This window comes from Prevotella heparinolytica (assembly GCF_002998535.1).
Lineage (GTDB): Bacteria > Bacteroidota > Bacteroidia > Bacteroidales > Bacteroidaceae > Bacteroides > Bacteroides heparinolyticus.
In genome coordinates this window covers 2,796,553-2,814,836 of record NZ_CP027234.1, presented here as the reverse complement: position 1 = coordinate 2,814,836, position 18,284 = coordinate 2,796,553, and the positions used below count along the sequence as shown (strand labels likewise).

Annotated in this window: 14 protein-coding genes, 2 pseudogenes and 1 CRISPR repeat array; of the genes and pseudogenes, 2 read left to right on the top strand and 14 right to left on the bottom strand. The window is 43.5% G+C overall.

Features of this window, described 5'->3' with window-relative positions:
* Positions 1 to 653: 653 nt before the first annotated feature.
* A pseudogene (locus tag C3V43_RS11285) lies at positions 654 to 1,558 on the top strand (IS982 family transposase).
* Positions 1,559 to 1,577: 19 nt separating this feature from the next.
* Here the strand turns inward: C3V43_RS11285 and C3V43_RS11280 are convergent.
* A pseudogene (locus C3V43_RS11280) lies at positions 1,578 to 2,531 on the bottom strand (IS256 family transposase); the annotation flags it as partial.
* A 31-nt stretch (positions 2,532 to 2,562) separates the two neighbouring features.
* Positions 2,563 to 3,849: a CRISPR direct-repeat array (repeat unit 35 nt; unit sequence GTCTTAATCCTTGTTGTGATGGAAGTAGACTGTAT).
* A 114-nt stretch (positions 3,850 to 3,963) separates the two neighbouring features.
* Here C3V43_RS11280 and C3V43_RS11275 point away from each other — a divergent pair.
* Positions 3,964 to 4,284 (top strand): hypothetical protein, encoded by a 321-nt coding sequence (locus tag C3V43_RS11275; RefSeq protein WP_106069898.1) that lies wholly within the window; start codon positions 3,964 to 3,966, stop codon positions 4,282 to 4,284.
* 13 nt (positions 4,285 to 4,297) lie between these two features.
* Here C3V43_RS11275 and cas2 read toward each other — a convergent pair whose 3' ends face one another.
* From cas2 to C3V43_RS11210, 13 genes are all read right to left on the bottom strand, one after another.
* Complete coding sequence (gene cas2, locus C3V43_RS11270; RefSeq protein WP_106069897.1) at positions 4,298 to 4,597, bottom strand: CRISPR-associated endonuclease Cas2; 300 nt, start codon at positions 4,595 to 4,597, stop codon at positions 4,298 to 4,300.
* Positions 4,591 to 6,849, bottom strand: coding sequence for a CRISPR-associated endonuclease Cas1 (cas1, locus tag C3V43_RS11265; protein ID WP_106069896.1), 2,259 nt, complete (start codon positions 6,847 to 6,849; stop codon positions 4,591 to 4,593). Before cas1 ends, cas2 begins: the two co-directional genes overlap by 7 nt.
* Before the next feature lie 69 nt (positions 6,850 to 6,918).
* Positions 6,919 to 7,293: a CRISPR-associated protein gene (locus C3V43_RS11260; protein ID WP_106069895.1), complete on the bottom strand. Its 375-nt coding sequence runs from the start codon at positions 7,291 to 7,293 to the stop codon at positions 6,919 to 6,921.
* Positions 7,294 to 7,299: 6 nt separating this feature from the next.
* On the bottom strand, positions 7,300 to 7,977 hold the full coding sequence (locus tag C3V43_RS11255) for a hypothetical protein (protein ID WP_106069894.1): 678 nt from the start codon (positions 7,975 to 7,977) through the stop codon (positions 7,300 to 7,302).
* Positions 7,977 to 9,116: a Card1-like endonuclease domain-containing protein gene (locus C3V43_RS11250; RefSeq protein ID WP_164996244.1), complete on the bottom strand. Its 1,140-nt coding sequence runs from the start codon at positions 9,114 to 9,116 to the stop codon at positions 7,977 to 7,979. Before C3V43_RS11250 ends, C3V43_RS11255 begins: the two co-directional genes overlap by 1 nt.
* A gap of 16 nt (positions 9,117 to 9,132) precedes the next feature.
* Complete coding sequence (gene csm5, locus C3V43_RS11245) at positions 9,133 to 10,281, bottom strand: type III-A CRISPR-associated RAMP protein Csm5 (protein WP_106069892.1); 1,149 nt, start codon at positions 10,279 to 10,281, stop codon at positions 9,133 to 9,135.
* Positions 10,274 to 11,263, bottom strand: a complete 990-nt coding sequence (csm4, locus tag C3V43_RS11240) for a type III-A CRISPR-associated RAMP protein Csm4 (protein WP_106069891.1) — start codon at positions 11,261 to 11,263, stop codon at positions 10,274 to 10,276. The genes csm5 and csm4 overlap by 8 nt, the downstream gene beginning before the upstream one ends.
* A gap of 2 nt (positions 11,264 to 11,265) precedes the next feature.
* A complete protein-coding gene (gene csm3 / locus C3V43_RS11235; RefSeq protein WP_106069890.1) occupies positions 11,266 to 11,895 on the bottom strand; it encodes a type III-A CRISPR-associated RAMP protein Csm3 in 630 nt (209 codons plus the stop codon).
* Between the two features lie 30 nt (positions 11,896 to 11,925).
* Positions 11,926 to 12,420, bottom strand: a complete 495-nt coding sequence (gene csm2 / locus C3V43_RS11230) for a type III-A CRISPR-associated protein Csm2 (protein WP_106069889.1) — start codon at positions 12,418 to 12,420, stop codon at positions 11,926 to 11,928.
* Between the two features lie 30 nt (positions 12,421 to 12,450).
* Positions 12,451 to 14,934, bottom strand: coding sequence for a type III-A CRISPR-associated protein Cas10/Csm1 (gene cas10, locus C3V43_RS11225; RefSeq protein WP_106069888.1), 2,484 nt, complete (start codon positions 14,932 to 14,934; stop codon positions 12,451 to 12,453).
* Between the two features lie 18 nt (positions 14,935 to 14,952).
* Positions 14,953 to 15,624 (bottom strand): CRISPR-associated endonuclease Cas6, encoded by a 672-nt coding sequence (locus tag C3V43_RS11220; RefSeq protein ID WP_106069887.1) that lies wholly within the window; start codon positions 15,622 to 15,624, stop codon positions 14,953 to 14,955.
* 560 nt (positions 15,625 to 16,184) lie between these two features.
* Entirely contained in the window at positions 16,185 to 17,246 is a 1,062-nt protein-coding gene (gene buk, locus C3V43_RS11215) for a butyrate kinase (RefSeq protein ID WP_106069886.1), read from the bottom strand.
* Between the two features lie 69 nt (positions 17,247 to 17,315).
* Complete coding sequence (locus C3V43_RS11210; RefSeq protein WP_106069885.1) at positions 17,316 to 18,233, bottom strand: phosphate acyltransferase; 918 nt, start codon at positions 18,231 to 18,233, stop codon at positions 17,316 to 17,318.
* Positions 18,234 to 18,284: the final 51 nt, after the last annotated feature.

The following is an 18,284-nucleotide window of genomic DNA, read 5'->3' as shown; positions in this document are numbered from 1 at the left end:
CCAACTTTTCGGGGGCACTTCACAATTATGCACTTTTTTATTCCACGGCTCTTTCATTTAAGAAAAAAGAATCATCCGACATTTAAAGTGATAACTTGATAAAAAACTGCATCTTTATGGAAAATTTCATCCAACAAAAGTCTATCGCACCTCTCAAAAGGATGTATGTATTCTTATCATTTTCTTGTTTTCTTCTTGTCTATAACGAGCATCTCAACAAGAACATGGTAAGAACATGTACCGAAGGTGGTACGAAGATGGTAGGAAGATAGAGGTATATAGCTACGACTTTATTTTTAGAATGAGATTGACCGAAAAATTATGCAACAAACAGTATACGGGGTAGTGTAAAATAAACTGTGTCACGCATTATTTCCCATTAGAAAACTCATCGGTCGGGGAACGGCCAGCGGCAAGGGGCGGGCCCCCCGTCCCGACGAGCGTAAAATTACAATAATTTAAATCGTTCTCCAAACTTTATGGCCAGTGGCTGTGAGATTGTAGCCCAATTGGCCAGTGGCATAGTCCACTTCTTCCGTATATTAACGTGAGTTCGATATAACGATTACAATTATTTGTTTGAATAATAGGAACATAGCGATAAAAGTATTAAATTTATAGTGTCCAATTATAACCTTTAAACGATTATCACTATGTTCACAGAGTCTAAAGTTACGGAGATTTATTGTATGGCAGATGATTTTGCAAGGAATTTACAGTTCAACAAGAAAAATATCCGGTTGAAGATAATTCACTCCCGCATCGCAATAAGCCCAATCGTATGAGCGATGCGGAAATTATGGTAATCCTTATTCTGTTCCATTCGGGTGGTTTCCGTTGCTTCAAACACTATTATCAGGAATATGTCTGCAAACATCTGACACACCTGTTCCCCCAGAGAGTTTCGTATAACCGTTTTGTGGAACTGGAAAAGGAAGTGTTGCTCTCGCTGACTATCTTCATAAAACAAGTTCTGTTGGGAGAATGTACCGGAATCGGTTTCGTGGATTCTACCCCTTTACGTGTCTGCCGTAATCAACGGATTCTGATTCACAAGACATTCGAGGGCCTTGCCGAACGGGGGAAATGTTCCATGGGATGGTTCTTCGGGTTTAAACTGCATCTGATTATCAATGATAAGGGAGAGATACTGAACTTTATGTTCACTCCGGGTAACGTGGATGACAGAGAGCCTTTGAAACAGAGTCGGTTCGTAAAGAATGTAAAAGGGAAATTGTGTGGCGATAAGGGATATATCGGACAAGCATTGTTTGAAAATCTATTCATGAATGGAATACAACTGATAACCAAAGTCAAGAATAATATGAGGAGTTTCCTTATGAGTATTGCTGATAAAATCATTCTCAGGAAACGGGCACTGATTGAAACGGTTAATGACGAGTTGAAGAACATCGCACAGATTGAGCATTCCAGACACCGGTCTTTCGACAACTTCATTGCAAACGCACTCTCGGCAATAGCAGCATATTGTTTCTTTGAAAAGAAACCAGCCATTGATGTGAGTTACATAAATGACGGGCAACTAAGAATCTTCTAAAATTATATCGAACTCACGTTATATTACGGTATGCAAGATAAACCAGTTTCTCAAGGGCTGTATCCGACGGGAACACGCCCTTGTTTTTTGTTACCTTACGGATCTGACGGTGATATCCTTCAACAGTATTTGTTGTATATATGAGCTTACGGATAGCCGGAGTGTACTGGAAGTATTCGGATAGCTTATCCCAATTGTCCTGCCAGGACCTGATAACGATGGGATATTGTTCGCCCCATTTTTCTTCCAACTTAAGAAGTTCATTTTCTGCCGATTCTTTATTTACAGCCTGATAAACGCATTTCAAATCCTTCAGGAATTCCTTTTGATTTTTGGAGCCTACACATTTGATGGAATTACGAATTTGATGTACAACACAAAGCTGTACAGATGTATTGGGATAAACACTTTGGATTGCTTCAGGAAAGCCTTTCAAGCCGTCTATACAGGCAATAAGGATATCTTCAACTCCACGGTTCTGAAGGTCTGTCAGCACACTGAGCCGGAAGTTTGCTCCCTCATTTCTTGATATATACATTCCGAGTAGCTCCTTATGTCCTTCCCTGTTAATACCCAACACATTATAGATTGCACGTGCAACAGCACAACCACGTTCATCCGTTACTTTATAATGGATGGCATCCATCCAGACTATAGGATAGACGGAATCAAGCATACGTGATTTCCATGCCTTTATTTCCGGAAGTACACGGTCCGTAATGGCACTGATTGTATCTGCCGATACACGATTACCAAGATTCTCTTCCATCCAATCACTAATCTCACGTGTGCTGTTACCAAGAACATACAGGCCGATTATACGGTCAGCAACACCTTCTGCCGGAATGGTCTCACGCTTCTTAATAAATTGTGGATCAAAACTTGAATTACGGTCACGGGGAGTGGATACGGTTACCTCACCCAATGGAGTCTGCACCTGTTTCTGCATCTTACCGTTACGGCGGTTGCCCATTTGACGTTCTTCTTCTGTAGGATATGCATCCATCTTAATCCTTGTTGTGATGGAAGTAGACTGTATACAACAAGGTATAGGAGGAAACAGATATGTTTTTTGTCTTAATCCTTGTTGTGATGGAAGTAGACTGTATAAAATACACTATCAGAATCATTATCCTTTGCAAGTCTTAATCCTTGTTGTGATGGAAGTAGACTGTATTTGTGACAATTAACTATTAAATAAAAAAAATGTTAAGTCTTAATCCTTGTTGTGATGGAAGTAGACTGTATAATATGCAGGAAAATTTAAAGAAATGCTTAAAAAGTCTTAATCCTTGTTGTGATGGAAGTAGACTGTATAGCTGTATATGCCTGTCTCAAAAATGTAGACTGTCTTAATCCTTGTTGTGATGGAAGTAGACTGTATTCTTTGATAAATGAAAAAAATAATGAAAATAAAAGTCTTAATCCTTGTTGTGATGGAAGTAGACTGTATTTGGAAAAGGCATTTCCGGTTGATGAAGCTGGGAAGTCTTAATCCTTGTTGTGATGGAAGTAGACTGTATTGCCTGTCTTAAGAACGTAAACTAATCTCTTGTGTCTTAATCCTTGTTGTGATGGAAGTAGACTGTATTCTAAACGAGTATAAGACGGCTGTATATGCCTGTCGTCTTAATCCTTGTTGTGATGGAAGTAGACTGTATAGATAAACTCTTGTTCTTTTACATATTATATTCTGTCTTAATCCTTGTTGTGATGGAAGTAGACTGTATATGGAAGTATGCAGTACGATGGTAACAATCCCCTGCAGTCTTAATCCTTGTTGTGATGGAAGTAGACTGTATTTAAATTGACGGCGGTTCCGTAATGGAGGTATGAGGTCTTAATCCTTGTTGTGATGGAAGTAGACTGTATCTTCGTCGCAACCGTTTGCAATAAAAAAACCTGAGTCTTAATCCTTGTTGTGATGGAAGTAGACTGTATGGTTCTACGAGGAGGTAGAATCTGGAGAAGAAACCTCGTCTTAATCCTTGTTGTGATGGAAGTAGACTGTATGTGGCAATCAGTCAATTGTGTAATATTAAATTTGTCTTAATCCTTGTTGTGATGGAAGTAGACTGTATAAATAAAGACCTTTAACATGGTCAATCTTACTGTATTGTCTTAATCCTTGTTGTGATGGAAGTAGACTGTATAAATATTCAACAGAGTCAATCTAACTCTGTTTGCAGTCTTAATCCTTGTTGTGATGGAAGTAGACTGTATTTTAATGTGGACAATGTTGGGAATGTCGTTGGGGTCTTAATCCTTGTTGTGATGGAAGTAGACTGTATATTCTGACTATCAATATGTTGCTGTAACTCTTTGCAATAAGCTATGGATATAAATCATTGTATTTTATCGTTTTACGCTATTTCTTCTAAAATCTTCGCAAAAGTACTGTTTTTTTGAATACAAAAAAAGGGGATTTTGCCATACGTTTTTATACTTCCATTGATAATCAACAGATTGCGACTAAAAAAACTTCGCAAATAGAACGAGCCATTTGCATTCATCATGGATTTGCGAAAATCGTCGCTTTTAGGTCCGCATATACCTCTGATTATAAACAGATTGCAAACAGACCTACAGGAATTTTCGCAAAAGGCGGTGGTCTTTTGGCATCGAGTGGGGATTTGCGAATGGTTTGCGTAGATGTCCTTTCATCGGAAAAACAGCTTTACTCTTATTATCAACCTATTACGCATCTTCTGAATTTTCGCAAATGATTTCTCCTCCCTTCTATACCATCCGCACCGTTTCAGGAGGATGACGACGATCGGGCTGGTAGACTATCTTGGTGTAGCAATTGACACAAAGAAGATAATAGACCACCGTGTCGCTCTGTTTCTCTATTACGTCTGCTATCTGCTCTTGCAGCTTGGCTAAGCGCGACTCGGTCAGAAAGCACTCGAACACGCTATAATTGATGCGGACGCCACCGGCTTCCAGTATTTTCACCACGCGGTTGCGACGTTTTTCGTCGGCAATATCGTATGCTACGACGACGAAACGTTTTCTTGCCGTTACTTTCTTTACCATTTTGCGATATAGGGTTTAAAAGTTTGTCCGCTTTCCACATAAGCGGCTATCTCTTTGGCTTGTTCCACAAAGATGCGTTCGAAGGGCATCTCTTCTCCTCGATACTTTTCATACCGATTCATGCGCTCGAGTACACTTTGGGTGAGTATTTTTTTTGTATTATCGTCGAGGAGGGCACCGTTCATCTTCAGGCTGACCCCTCGTTGCACCAGTCCTATCACTACTCTGTCGGTACCTTGCGCCCGGAACAGTTCTACCACATCAAATACCAATGTGGGTTTTCCGGCTTGCCTTTTGTGCAGTACGCTGTCCATAGGGTTCAGCCCCTCGCTGAGCAATGCTTGCCATACCCTGTTGTAAAGGAACGAATAGGCATAATTCAGCATGGAGTTGACCAGATCGGAGGCTCCGCGACGCACTCTTCCCTCAAAATTGATTTCGTCGTCTTCGAGCATCTTCTCTATATATCCCCAATAACAGAGGGCCGCTTGCGCTTCTTTGCCCATCAACACCTCTTGATAGTTGTCGGTAAAGGGCAATTCCTTTAGTTCGTCAATGGTGGCGGATATCTTGGCGGTTGCCACCACGAACTGTTGCTTGATGTCCTCTCGCGTGGTCTTGTGATACTTGTGAAAGTATTTGATCAGATTTACTTGGTTTTTCAGTTTTCCCAGAATCAAACGCTGGGCAAGCGTAAATCGTTGTTCCTCGGTCATCCTGGCTTGCGCCTCCCAAAGGGTGTTTTCGACAAATTTGGGACTCACCACCGAAGCGTAATGCGTGGCGCCTTCAAAGAAATCGATGGGAATTTTTCTTTCCATACAAAATCGGATCACATTGCTCGAAAGTGAAACTCCCTGCCCCGTAACGGTAAGATGTCGCAGCGAAGCGGAAGGCTTTTTGTATGCCACCTTACCTTGTATGCGCACAACGATATTCTGCCCGCTGACGCCGATATGACTACCGGGGGTACGTATCACCAATTCAGATCCTTCGGCTTCTTTTTTCCGGTATTCAGCTTTTCGGCTGTTGATAAGGTCGCGATTTTGGGCATCGGAAGATTTCGAGGGCTTTGCACCTTTCACGGACAGATAAGTTTCCGCCAGATGATTGACGATGTTTTTCCGCTTGAGCTGCATCTCGTCCGACAGAAATGCGGCTTCAGCCAATCCGTTTTTCAATCCGCTGATACTTCTTATCTTATCAGGCTGCTGCTCTATCATGGTTTGCAATCTCTGTACGAGCGCCTTGTCCAAGTCTATCAATATACTTTCGGGAAGCAGTTTCCCATAGTAGTTGCGTATGCCTTGCCAAATGCTCTTGTCTTTATCGGAAAAGAATCCTCCGCGAAATTCTATGTTCTCTATTCGCTGCAAAAGCTTCTCTCTTTTGCTGGCCGATAAGGATAGCCCCTTCTTGTTCAGGGTAATGCCGAGAAACTCGAATCCATCTTCTATTTTTCCGATTTCCGGAGTGTTGAGCGAAAGCCGAAGCCTTTCTTTTAAGAAACCGGCAGCTTCTTGCATCACCTCTTCCGCTTTTTCACGTGTCTCGCACAAGATGATAAAATCGTCGGCGTAGCGTACATAGGAGTCGGCGTGTGTCACGATGAACTGGTCGAACTGATGTAGATAAAGATTCGCCAGCAAGGGGGAGAGGACGGCGCCTTGAGGTACACCGCAGCTGATCTCCTCCCACTTCAGTTTCCGGGTCACCATACCCATTTTTACCGAAAGCTGAATCAGCCGATTGATTTCCTCATCGGGGATCAAGGCGTGAAGCCTTGCAAAAAGAATATCGTGGCTGATGGTGTCGAAATAATTATCGATATCCAAGCGAAGTAACCACTGATTCTTTTTGTTATTGCATTCAAACAAAGCCCTTCGAACGGCCTTTGTATGCCCTTTTTCAGGACGATATCCATAGCTGTTCCCCATAAACAGGTTTTCGAAACGCGGCTCCACAAGCTGCTTTATGGCTGTCTGCACCACTTTGTCTCTCAAAGAGAGCAACCCTATCGTCCTTATTTCGCCCGTCTTCTTGGGGATGCCCATCTTTTTGTAGGGTTGCGGCTTCCATGTTCCTGCTTGCAGTTCGGCAATCAGTTCGGACAAATGTCGGTCAAGGTGGCTCTCAAACTCAACGATGGTTAGCCCATCGATGCCTCCAACACTGTTCTTGGCTTTTACCACCCTCCATGCCAACATCAGTTGTCCGACTGAACACAACTTCTCAAATAATCTCTCACTCATATTTTCATATTTTATTTCAATATGTCAAAGAACGTTCGGCAACAGCTTTTCCGGCTATTCCATCAGCCATCAAATCGATGCACTGCTGTATGTACGGAATTGCACGAACTTAAACCGCACCTCGCTACTGCCATCGTCAAGTTCCCTCACCGCGCGTTCCGTTGTAGAAGCCACGCAGGGGTAACCCAATCGTTGCAAACGACATACAAGTGCAAAGGTGAGCGTCATTTCGCCCATCAGGTGCACGGTGGCAAAGCCATCGGCAGCCGCGGCGATAACTCTTGATACATACTCATCGGCCAACGATGCAATATACCCCTCATCGCCATTGCTATCCACTTGTGGAAAGGGAATATCGACAACCCTGCCATACTGCTCTGTTGCGGCTTGCATCTGCTCATCGCCCCACTTGGCGGATGGATGGTTGGATAGATTAATCAGCATACCGTTTTATAAAGATTTACCCAATTTTTTCTCTGTTCTTTCACGCTCCTCATATACAGCATTAGCTTGTTCCTCACTGATAATCTTGTCTTGAACATCAAATATCCATTCCCTGTTTCCGGGTGTATGGAGGTCATTGTCCCAGCAAACTTTGTAACCCTTTTTTTCCCAACTCGACAGGAAGAAGGTCACTTCATAATGCCTGAAATATTCCTTCTCGTTTTTTTCGATTGTGGTAGGCTCTAATTTTATGTAAGGATAGAAAGACAAACTATGGTTTTCGTTCATTTGGAAACCTATCTGCTGCCCCATCTGCCTGATGTCGCTTTCGCCAAAGAGGTAGGCCTTATGGCAAGTAAAGACATAGCTGTCTTTGTGTTTGAAATGAACGGTCAACTTCTTAGGCAGCTGATTTTCCCATTCTTCCTTGATGTTCCGTGCTCCCAGCCAAGCCGCGATAAAGAATGTGCCGAGCGTGACCACCGGCTCGAGAATATTGACATAGAGAACCCCTTCACCAAACCTTATATCCCACCCGCTGATCATCCAAAGAACAAACAGGGAGATAACGAAGACAGAGACGATAGACACCGTGTAACGTCCCCTCTTTCCTTTAAATAAGGCTATCGAGTATTGACGCAGCCAATTTACCCGCTTACTTTTATTCAATTCTCGCTTCATCATTATTTGGCATTAATATTGAGCAGTTCACTTTCGAGCATGAGGAACAAAGCCCTCTCGGCCTCTAACAAATGGGGTTCTTGCAATGAGAAGGTTATAATGCCATATTCCTTGCATTTACCCTTAGCCATATCGGTCATTCTCGCATCGGTAACGAACAACGCCTTGCTGGCTGTTCCCCCATATCCCCTTACCACAGAATTGAACTTGTCGATGTCTGTCGTACTATTGATCTGCGTCTTGCATTCAACGAACAGCAACTTGCTTCCTGCGTTGACAATGATATCCACCTCGTTCTTATCTACGTTGGCTTTGAAAGGGAATCGGCAATTCATGCAAATATCCTTTGCCCTTTTCCAATGGCTCAGCATATTAGCCACTTTGTATTCGAACCATCCGGAATTGAAAGCCAATTCAATGGCATGAGGAGCCTTGAGAGTGATTTCCTTACTTCCCTTTTTCCCTTGGAGAGAAATGCGGACAAACCCTTTCTTTTCATTGGTGGGCTTTTCCCAAGTCACCGAAGAGCCGTTCTTAGTCTCAAAAGTGTCTGAGGGTTGATTTTTCAAGACATTTTGTTGCGGCTTGCTCAAAAGCGTCAGCAAGCTATTGAACTCCGAATGAAATTCACCCGTTCGGATTTGCTCTATTTTCTTGTAACACTCCTCATCTGCCTCGGTGTATTCATCAAAAGGGGTAAAGTGATTGTCTATCGGATTTCCATATAGCCGGAACAACTTGAACATATCAAAGCTGAAATCGCTGTTTCCCTGCATGGTGCGGTAATTCCAAAGAACATTGTTCTGATCCATATAAACCACCGTAGCATTGGACTCCTTCTCGAACTCTCGGCCGAAAAGATGCGACCATGACTTCAGTCCGCTCGATATGTTCAACGTAACTTCATCACCCACATATTTTTCCTTCAAAGCACGAATGCGTGCCATGATTTTTTGCGGGTCCGTCGCGTCCAAAGGATCTTGCTCGTCTTCGGGCAAATCAACTTCCTTCCTCAAGGTTTCCACTACCTGTAGGCTTTCTTGGGAGTAGATATAAACCACCCTGTCGGGATTGGTCGCAACTATCCCGTTATAAACCGGGGCCGGCTGGCCGCCGACCAATGTGATATGAATTTTTGCCATACGCATATCCATAAAATTACAAAACGGTCAGCTTAACAAATCCAAGCAATTCGCAATCCTCATCCACTCGCCTTGATTTGGGAAAATCGAATTTTTGGTACTTATAGTTGTCACGCCGTGCTGCCGGCACTACAACCGACTCGAAATTACCTAACTCTTCAGTCCATGCTCCCGTGATGAACCTCCACCCCGAGCCATATCCAACCCGCAACACACACTCCTTGCCCGCTCTGCACGAATTGGCAGTGTCTAACATCTTCTGCATGTTTTGAATGTAAACAGCTATTTGGTTGGAGTCATCGTGCAGCTCTTTGTCCTGCCAGTACTTGATTTCAGAGGCGATCAATCCCCTTGTATGCTCATTTATCAAGCTAAACAAAGCAGCCATTGTCTTCATCTCGTCGGGCATCTTGCCCAACGATCTTTTTTCATTCTGTGACCAGTTTCTTTGAGCAAAATCGTAATACTCCGGCAACAGCTTCATTTGGAATTCGGTCTCATCGTCCGGGCAGATGGTCTCAATAAGCTGTTGCTTATCAGTATCCCAGAAACCCTTGCTCGGACGTTCATTGATACTTACCATTTGAGCAGCAAGTTCGTAGTTATCGCCAAATATAGCATCCCCCACATGTAAGAAACGGAACACATCAGTGGTAGGGTCTGCGCCAAACAGCTCGCCTTCTACGCTCTTTGCCCCAACTTTCGAACGGTTATTCTTATCTTGTCTCTCAATCTTCCCAGCTACACCATTTACTTTACTCGCCAACGAAGCCAATACAGCTGTACGGATAGCACCTTTTATGGAGCTCCCCGGGATGTACGGTTTCCCCATACCATCATGGATAAGTTCTTTGAGCGTGTCGTTTTTCCTTATTGCCGAGTAATTAACTATCACTCTCGCGGTATAATCTTCGATGGAAGCCTTTGGAGCAAATTGCTTTACAATTACGTCGGTGGAGCTTTTCCGATCAATGGCGGCTACCCAATGCGATATATTTTCTTCTCCTATCAGGGATAGAACTTTCTTGGGGTCAATGATGCCCACAACACTGATGCGTCCATCATCGCTCGCTATGCCGCCGGTCACAAAATCGGCCCCATATTGTAGGGTTACGCCATTGCCAATATGAATAGGGGTCAAGGTCGTTATCTTAATTTTACTCATCTCTATCCATTTTTACAGGTACTACAAAAGGTTTTCCGCTTCTAAACACAGGGTGCATCTCTTTATCGTTCCAATCGGGCTGCATGTCTACTATTTTCCCATGCAGTGCTTCGGTGGTATTAAATACTGAGCCTACATTGAAACAATAGATGGACTTCTTACGCAAATGCCTGAAAGAAGGTGTCCGGCTACCTGCCATATATCCGCTACGTTGCATGAGTTCATACTTGGAATTGGGCAAGTCCAGCAACTCGACCTCCTGCTTCGTCGGGATATAGAGAGACAGCAGCATAGAGGCATTGGGAGAGTTCGCGGGTAAGAATAGTTGCCTATCTTTCACCCTTTCCACCTCGAACATGCCTCCACCAACACTCCTGTCCGTTCCCAAGCCAAATTCGCCAAGCATCTTAAAAAGCTCTTCAATTCTATCCATCACACTTTCCTCTGCCTCAACGATACAATACAATCCTGCTTGGGCGTGAAAATATGTCCAATCGAAGAAGAAAGGGGCGGCATCTTCACCCTCTTTACGGGGAATAGTCACTCGCTGCATCACTTGCGACTCAAAAGGCTTTTCAAAACCATGGAGGGTAGTAAGAAAAGCATCTTGAAGCTGTGATGCTTCCATTTCAAGTGTTTCTCCGTTCATGAGCCTATTCCAAAGCGACGCCTCGATAAATCTAATTTTTTTCAGTCGCTTCCGATAGAGATGTTGCTCTTGATCCGGCACTGTTACTTTGATTTTGCCCTGCGGCTTGGGCAGAAAAAATTGATCTTTCATGAAAGGGAATGCCGAACTAATGACAAAAGAGTTCAGAAAACGGGCTATCTCATCCGCTTTCCCTTGGTGTGCAAGCATCGAAGCCAGTGCCGCCGAAAGGGTGTCGCTGTGCAGGTCAGAAGCCGAAAAGTCGTAATTTTCCCTTCCTGTTCCGATATGTAATGGAGTGAGATCCTTAAGAACAAAAATGGAAGTTGCCATAATCAATAAGTTCTAGGTTCTTTCTTTGACCATTCAATTTTCACTTGACCATATCCTCGCGAGCCATGACCACCGAGATAATCGTCCTCTAAAAGTCTGAAAGCTTGATCTAATGTCGCTTGCAACTCTTTTTCGTCCTCGCCTTCAAAGATATTCAGCACCATGTTCAGTTTGAACTTAGCTCCGGCCGGAACACGCTCAAAGGTTCGGGGAGTGGCTTTGGCCGTCACACGGTCAATGGCAACCTCGGTTTTGCTCTCGGTGTATGGCAGGTCGGTATTGCTAAAGTCGGCAGCCTCCGTATCCAATTCCGCATCACGTACGATGAGTCGTGAAGGTTTGCTTTCGTTACTATCGCCGGATATGCCAAAGAGTGCTCCCGCTTTGGACTTCGGATTGTTAGTAGGCTTACCATCTTTGGTCTCTCCATTGGCAATCTCCACCAACGAACGCATTTTACCTTTCAGCGAACTTCCGGGTATATACGGTATATTGGAAATGGGATTACGAACTACGAACTTATCGGGTCCTCCGATATTCAGCGAAGCATTTGTACCACCAATATGCAAACCGGTCTTTAATGTTATCGTGCCGGTATAGATTATTTTTTTCTCCAATTTTATATCAGACATAATTATCGTTTTTTATGTTTATAAATCAAGCTAGTCTTTCCCTCCGTATGCCTTGTGATAGGCAAGAATGGCCTCGATAAAGTTGCAAAAATTCAGATAACTCTTCCTATCCCTTACTTCATTCGAAGCCCTATCAAAAATAAGTTTAAACAGCTTAAGCCCCTCATTTCCAGAATCACGCCCCAAGGCATAAGCCATCTTAGGCCTCAATAGGTAGAACGAGGTTTTTTCTTTTTCAAATTCTCCCATCTGAATGCGTTTGATCTCACCGTATATGCTACGAAACTTAGAACTTGTCAACTTTTTGTCTGCCATAAACTTGCCCGCCTCCTCGGCATACGCAACAAGTTCAGGGGTAGCTCCTTCGGTTATCCATTTAGGCTCATAATTCAATTGGCCGAATTTTGATTCCGCCGTCTCATTCGGATAACTGTTCCCGCGATTGAAGCCACCTCCACCTTGACGTTGGGGGCCGGTTTGTCCATATCTCGATCGATCTGGTTGTTTGTAATTGTAATCTGCCATAATTATACATATATTATTGATGAAACATTTTTAACTCCTATACTCTAACTCTGCCCAACGTGCGGCAAAATTCCATAACTCCAACGGATGATAGTCCGTGATGATATGCTCACCGTTCAAAGTCGCTCCTTTTTTATTACATACTTCGTTGATACATTGCTCTATCATAGCCTTAACCGCCTCGGTACTGCGCATTTTCATCCGACTGAGGTCATATGTTAACAACCAATAGGTCTTAGGAACGGTTATTCTATGACCTTTAATCTTTGCATTGGCACAATGCGACATTATTTTTGAAAGAAAGGACTTGGGCATCTCACCTTTTTTAAGCAAGCCCACCATCTCCGTTTTTAATCGGGCTACCACACCATACTCCTTATCCCAATTCAAGGGTGTCTGCATGAACGAAATAGAATTTTTCTCCCATTCTGCACACGTATGTTTTTTTGCGTTATTTTCTTCACGGTCGCTTTCATCGGCTCCTTTCATAATCGGGAACTTAGGCGAAATGAAAGCTATTCCGGCAGAAAGCGAAAATATCGGATTATCACAGGCGAATTTCTTGAAGTCTTCGTTGATTTTTTCGGCTAATAGAATAGTTACGTCCCAGCTTCCAACGATAAAGACATCATCACCTCCACTATATATGATAAACGACTTTTTAGGGTCAGTCTCTTGCCATAGTGTATTGAGATAGCCGGAGAAAAAGAAGTCGAACGAACGACTTAAGGCTACATACCGCGATAAAGAGGTTTTTTCCGGTAAAAGGCCACGCTGGAAAATGCTTCCCAAATTATCCACATCCATGCGTAATACCCCCAAACGGGAGAACTTATCACTGTTGTCACACATCTCCTCAAAAGTAGAAAACTTAGTGCCATCCGTTTCGTTGCCTCCATAGAACTCCAGTCCATAAACAATGTTATTGATATCGTCCACAGGTTTCATAAAACTGCAATCACCACCTTTTCCGTTCATTGTGACAACTGATAACAAACCCTTATCTTTCAGGAATTTACTTTTGTCAACCCAATCTTGTTCTTTCAAGAAATAGTACGTAAAATCCAAGTCGAGTGGAGTGATATGCAATTTATTGTCCCAAAAGTCGAGCGGAGTTCCTTCCTTTACTACCATTATATCAAAATCCCGAAGTTTGGCACCAAGTTCTATTTGCTTGGCATTGATGGGTTTTAACAGTAAGTCTTCTTTTCTCACCATCTTTTCTCCATCGAGGAACTCCTCTCCCGTGATAGTATCTCTTTGGGCATTACCACCTTTATGAGATGGAGTAAATAGTTGGTCGTAAGAAGCTATGGCTTGAGCAGCAAATTTAGTCGCTTTCTTTTTGTCTCGCCGGTCGAACAACTCTGCCCAAACATCACCTAAGCTACCACTCTTACGCATCAATATCTCTTTTGACACCTCTACGCTATCGATAGCCACAAACAATGTTGTACCGTGGGTCTCGAAAAGCTTCTGCTCAATGTTAAGCACCGCTTGTTTAAGTTTCTCCTTAACAAACTCTGTATTGGGAGCCAGCAAATAGAAACTACCCCCCGAATTGTACATAATATTAGCTTGAAAAAGATCTAACTCCTTCAGTAAATAGCGTACAACCGTATCGGACAATAATCGGAGATAAAATGAACGCCCTTTAAGGTTTTTTCCCGCATACTTTGAAACTATTTGATATATATACGATTGGATGCCGCTAAAATCAGCTCCTATCAACAAGAAAGGAGATTCTTCTTGGCTGCCGGCTTTGTTGTAATCGTAAAGAGATACGGCTAACGCCGCAGTCGTTTTTAGATGGTCGTAAAGCGAAACATCAGCAAAGTCAATTGTGCTTGATGGGATACATGAGGTATATTTCAATAATAGACTCAACAATGTTTCCGAAAGAGCACGATAACTACTTGCCCGAATAAGAGTGAACTCTGTAGTGAATTCTTCCCACAGTCGTAGATAATCAGGAGCTGAATCAAAACTCTTTTTGGGGAAATAGTCTTTCGAAAGTTTCATTTTATCAATGGGATAATGATACCAGTCCTTCTTGATAACATCGGCATTGATGGTATCCAATATTGAGACCATTCTCTTTTTCTTAAAAGCATCCCAACTCGTATCGGTCTCGTCTTGTACGTCTTTTAGTCCATCACCAGATGTCCTGTCCATACCCGATGAAAGACAATCGGCCTCTTTGATTATTTTGCCCAAATCAGAGAGCCTATCGGCAAGCAAATGATGTCCGGCAGCAATGTGAATCAACTCGTCCAGTACCTTGGCATCCTGCTGCGGGAAAATGGATTTATATTCATCCATAAATTGAGCTGTCCATAGCACATGCCTGTGCGTGTACCGCCCATTGTACATCGGACAGAAAGGACTTTCGGACTTGTATTCTCCTTTCAAGAACATACTTTTTGACACACTACCATGATCAGCTCTTTGATAGAACTTACCAATATCGTGAAGTAGTGCTGCTAAATAGAGTTTTTCTCTCACATTATCCATATTATTCTTACTTATTGTTTATTTTCTAATTGTTCTTTTCACCACCCCGAATCCTACACTCACACTCTTTCCAAGTCCTATGTAGTCGGGTAGGCTTACATTGCTCTTGAATTGTATATCGAAGCCCTGCATCCGAATACCTTTGTACGAATAGGTACGAACATCTTCTAAGGCAGTGATATGTACCTTCACCTCTTGGTCAAAGTGGATATTTAGACCGGAAGCAAACGAAAGCAAATTGCCCGTCAAGACTCGTTCTAAAAAAGCGCATTGTTCTGAAAGACTTTCCAATTGCATATACTCTTGATAGTTGCCTTGATTGAGTGGTAGCCATTTTCGCAAAGTATATGAAAAAAGGTCGTCCCAGACCTGTATCAATACCTGCTCTGCTTTTATCTGAAATACCTCCAAATGCAACGGAGTGTTGCCCAATACGATATCAAAGTTGCAGTTGGAGAAAAAATCGCCAATCACTTCTGTCCCATCGCCAACACAGACAATAGCGGCATTACCACCGATACGCTTGTATTGAATAAGAGGATACGAATAACGAAAGCCTCCTTCCTCATGGTTGTGAAACAGCACATTGGCCGACCCCATAGCTTGAATAATAGCTCCACGAAAAAGTTGTATCTCCCTTTGTGGAATTGAATTGATAAATCGTATCAGAAGTAGTTTAACTCTATTCATAATGATCAACTAATGCTTTTTGCAAAATTATATTTATTCATCAGTCGACCTTAGTAATTGAAAAATAGTAGGTTAACGTGAGACCGATATAATCTGCCAGATATTTTTCTTATTATCAGAAGTTTAGCGATAAAAGTATTAGATTTATGTGCCTAATCATAACATTTGAACGATTAGCGCTGTGTTCACTGTGCCTAAATATACAGAGATTTATTATACAGCAAGTATTTTTTGCAAGAAATTTGCATCACGGATAAAAAAATACATGATTGATGGGAAATGTGTAGGTATCTTCCATAGAATTGGTTTTAGGAGGAATCAATCTAATCGAGAGATTTTTGGGCAGACACAAAGATTTTCGATACGAACCTTCAGAATAAAAAAGATCGGAAAGTACCCCCATACTTTCCGATCCGAAACAGTCAAAAATCGACCTTAATCAATTTATTAACTTAACACAAAGACAAAGATATAAGTTTTTTTTCTTTACGAATACTTTTGCCTGAAAAATTTGAATGGGCACGATTATGCCGACGACGCGGCTTTCCCACCCAATGCCATCACCGATAAATTTGCACAGCCAGTTCTCCACGCAATGCACCCAAGGCATTCAAAGCCAATGCCTCCAATTCATCCTCACCCGGATAGACGTGGACAGGAGCAAGAAAAGAAATACGCTCCTTCAATCGCGAAGTGATGTATTCCGAATGAGCCATCCCTCCCGTAAGCAAAACGGCATCTATCTTGCCATAGAGAACAACGGCGGCAGCTCCCACACATTTGGCAATCTGGTAAATCATAGCATTCAGCACCAGCTCGGCATGCTCGTCGCCCGATTCGATTCTCTTCTCTATGGCCGGGATATCCGTTGTGCCCAGATGGGCGGCCAATCCTGCACTGCCGGAAATGCGCTTCTTCAACTCTTCTTTCGTAAAGCGGCCGGAATAGCATAAGTCTATCAGTTGACCTGCAGGAAGAGTACCGGCACGTTCGGGCGAGAAAGGTCCTTCGCCATCGAGCGCATTGTTCACGTCGACAGCACGTCCCCGAAGGTGAGTACCTACGGAAATGCCACCTCCCAGATGACAAATAATCAAGTTCAAATCTTCGTAGCGGATGTTTCGTTCGGAAGCATAACGGCGGGCGATGGCACGCTGATTCAGAGCATGCCAGATGGTGATGCGAGGCATCAGGGGCGAACCGGTGATGCGGGCCGTTTCGTCCAGTTCGTCCACCACTCCCGGATCGGCTATGAAGGCACGGCAACCGGGTGACATGGCAGCCAGCTCGGCAGCAATGACGCATCCCAAGTTACAGGCATGACTGCGCATGGCGTGGGAAATATCGTCCAGCATGGCATCGTTCACTTCGTAAACTCCGCCGGAAATAGGTTTCAATAAGCCTCCACGCCCCACGATGGCATCGAACCGGAAAGGGATGCCATTGGCCTCCAGTGCCTCCAGCACCAGATTCTTACGAAATTCAAACTGGTCGACAACATGGGGATATTTGGAGAGTTCTTCTACCGAATGACGAATATTATTCACCAATAGGGGCGTTTTGTCTTCATACACAGCAATCTTTGTTGATGTGGAACCGGGATTTACGGCAAGTATATGCATTGTTGACATTAACAAATTACGAGTTATAAATAAGATAAAGAGAGACACACGGCAAGTTCCGTCCCATCATCACAAGTCGCCTTCGCAAGTCAGGCACGCCATCGCCATGCTGTAATATTTGGAAAGTCCGGAGTCACTGCGCGACGGCAATACCACCGGACAAACAGGTCCTTGAAGTAGCCCGGCCATGTCGGCATGAGAGAAGAGGGAAACAGCCTTATAAAAAGCATTGCCCGACTCTATATTAGGAAATATCAGAACGTCCGCCTCGCCGTTGATGGGCGAAACGATGCCTTTGATATCGCCGCTTGTCTTCTCGCAGGCGGTCTTCACGTCCAGAGGGCCGTCGATGATGGCATTGCCAAACTCGCCGGCTTCCGCCAGCTCCACAATGTTCACGTAGTCCAGCGAGTGCGGGAACTTCGCACTGACCTTCTCGGTACAATGAATCAGCGCAACGCGCGGCTGCTCTATGCCAAAGTGGCGGCAGGTGTCAATGGCATACCCTATCATTTCGATGCGTTGTTGCAACGTGGGACGTGGAATAACGGCCGCATCCGAAAAGAATAACAGTTTATCGTATGTAGGTATCTGCATCACGGCCAGATGGGTAAGGATTCGCCCTTTGGGCAACAAACCATGCTCTTTGTCGAGAATGGCACGAAGCAGATTATCGGTATTGATGATGCCTTTCATCAGGATATCGGCTCCGCCTTCGCGAACGATGCGGACGGCCTCGCGCGCAGCCTCATCGGGATCATCCACATGCACGGTCTTGACGTATCGGGGATAATTCTTCAAGGTTTGATATTTCTCCAAGATGGAAGAATCTCCAATCATCAGAAATTCTGCTATACCTTCTTCAAGCGCGCGTGCAATGGCATATTCTGTATTGGGATCATTGGCGCAAACTACCGCAATACGTTTCCTTCTATTCAAGGTTCTCAGATGAGCGGTCAACTGATTAAAACTCCGAATTGGTTCCATAACGTTAGATTTTCAGCAAATATCGAGAAAAATGTCGAGAAAAACAGTATA